The sequence below is a fragment of the Actinophytocola sp. genome, from assembly GCF_036555685.1.
GTDB lineage: Bacteria > Actinomycetota > Actinomycetes > Mycobacteriales > Pseudonocardiaceae > Actinophytocola.
Genome location: NZ_DATBKY010000209.1, coordinates 1 through 2,054, shown reverse-complemented (window position 1 = coordinate 2,054; position 2,054 = coordinate 1). Strand labels below are relative to the sequence as shown.

Annotated in this window: 1 pseudogene; it reads right to left on the bottom strand. The window is 66.1% G+C overall.

Annotated elements, in window-relative coordinates:
* Positions 1–2,042: pseudogene (locus VH969_RS19695) on the bottom strand (hypothetical protein); the annotation flags it as partial.
* Between the last annotated feature and the right edge of the window lie 12 nt (positions 2,043–2,054).

The window sequence follows — 2,054 nt, the reverse complement described above, 5'->3', positions numbered from 1 at the left end:
GCGGGCCGGTCGAACGCGCGGTTGTCGCCGTCCACGTAGACGTAGACGTCGTAGGTCCGCGGCACCAGCCGCGCGACCGACACCGTCGTCGTGGACGTGTTCGTCGAGTCGAGATACCCCTTCATCATCCGGCGATCTCCGGCGTGGTCGGTGGTCGGCAGCATCCACACGCTGTTGGCCGTCCAGGTGACGGTTCCTCCGGTCGCTGTACCGGTCGCATCCACCAGCGCCAGTGGCGTCGTCGAGGCGGCGCCCGCCGCGGTGTTCCAGTTCGAGATGGGGACGGCCCCCGCGACTTCGGATGCGCTCATCCTGACGGGCGTGCTCCCCGTGAAGTCGATCCCGATTGGACCGAGACCGGCGGATAGCGAATTGACATTGACGACCATCGGACTGCCGGATCGCACGCGATCGCCGCTCGTCCCGGAGACGGTGACCCAGGAGCTGCCCGTCGGCGCGTCCGCGGCAGCCGTGACCGTCATCGTGGAAGAGCCTGTCCCGGCAACCGACGATGGAGAGAAGATCACGGTCGTGCCGGCTGGCTGACCCGTCGCGCCCAAGTTCACCACATCGGCGAACCCGCCCAAGCCGGTAACGCTCACGAGAAATGTACCGGTACCGCCCGGAGCAATCGTCAGCCCTCCCGGTCCCGACGCCACGTCGAAGTCGGGCGGAAGGAGGCCGTAGACATTCACCTGACTGCCGTAGCTCGGGACGTAGACGCGGCCGTTGGCAACTACCGGCGGCACGAACTTCATCAGCGTTCCGACACGGTCGCGGGCGGGGTTCTGCTCGCTGGTCCACAGCTGCTGCAGGGTTTCCGCGTTGTACGCCCGCAGCATCCCGGCAACGAGGCCGTGCATGCCGTCCTGACTCGTCGGCATCGACGCCCAGACGATGCCTGTGCCCGCGGTCGATCCGTTCGCGGAGACGGCCAGCGATCCACCCGGATGACCGGGCGACACCGCCTCGCCCTGCGCGAAGGGCGGCGTGATCAAGCGCCCGTTGCTCAGGCGATAGGCCTTCAGCACGTCGTCTTCCGACCAGTTGTAGACGAGCGGACCGGACGCCGGTGAGGTCCAGAGTACGGGCCCCCCCATCACGTGCCCTCCCAGCATAGGGAGCCTTTGAGCGATCTGCGTGTCGTTGAGGACCTTGCCGCCCAGACGATCGGAGTCGAGGAGGTAGAGCACGCCCTCCTTTCCGCCGCCCAGCAGGAGGTTCGTGCCCGGCAGCAGTGTGAAGCCGGATCCGCTCAAATCATCGTCGTCGATACTCAGCTTGGCTTCGTTGCCGGGCGTGAAGTAGTCGACCAGCGTCAGCCCCGAAAGGTTCGCCCTGAACTTCATGAGCGAATCGCCGAAGTTGCGCGTACCGTCCCAGTCGCCGTTGCCCGTGGTGTAGTACACGTAGCCGTTTGCGTCGATGGTCGGGGCGCGCCCGCCCTGCCACACGCCTCCTCCGTAGACGTCCGGCGTCACCGCGAAGACGCCGACATTCGCGAGCGTCGTCGCGTCGAAGGCCATGATCCAGCCGTGGTACGGCGGGAGGTCTTCGTGGGATCCCCACGCAATCAGGATCACTCCGTTCACCAGAGCCAGGCCCGCCCGCTGCCCTTGCATCTTCGGATCGAAGGAAACGACCGGTCCATCCGGGCCCATCGTGGAATCGGGCGCGGTACCAGGAACCGATCCGGTGATCGCGACCGGGCTCCCCGGCCGCTCCTGTCCCGACGTGACGTCGATGGCGTGGAGCCGCTGGAAGTAGGCGCTGCCCTCCTTGGTTTTCGTAACGAGATACATCGTTCCCGAGGCCTGGTCGATGACCGGCGTGCTCTGGATGCCGACGTTTCCAATGATGTTGAGATTCGGCGCCGTGATGTCGGTGATGGGCACGGGCGTGACCGACGGCGGGTTCGTGAAGTCCTGCATCCACAGCGGGGACGGCGACGCGCTGTCGGCGTCGAAGGCATAGAGCTTGTCGTTCATCGTCGCGACATACAACACGTTGTGCGTCGCTCCGGCGATCGTGACGCCGGTCATGTACAGCGGCTG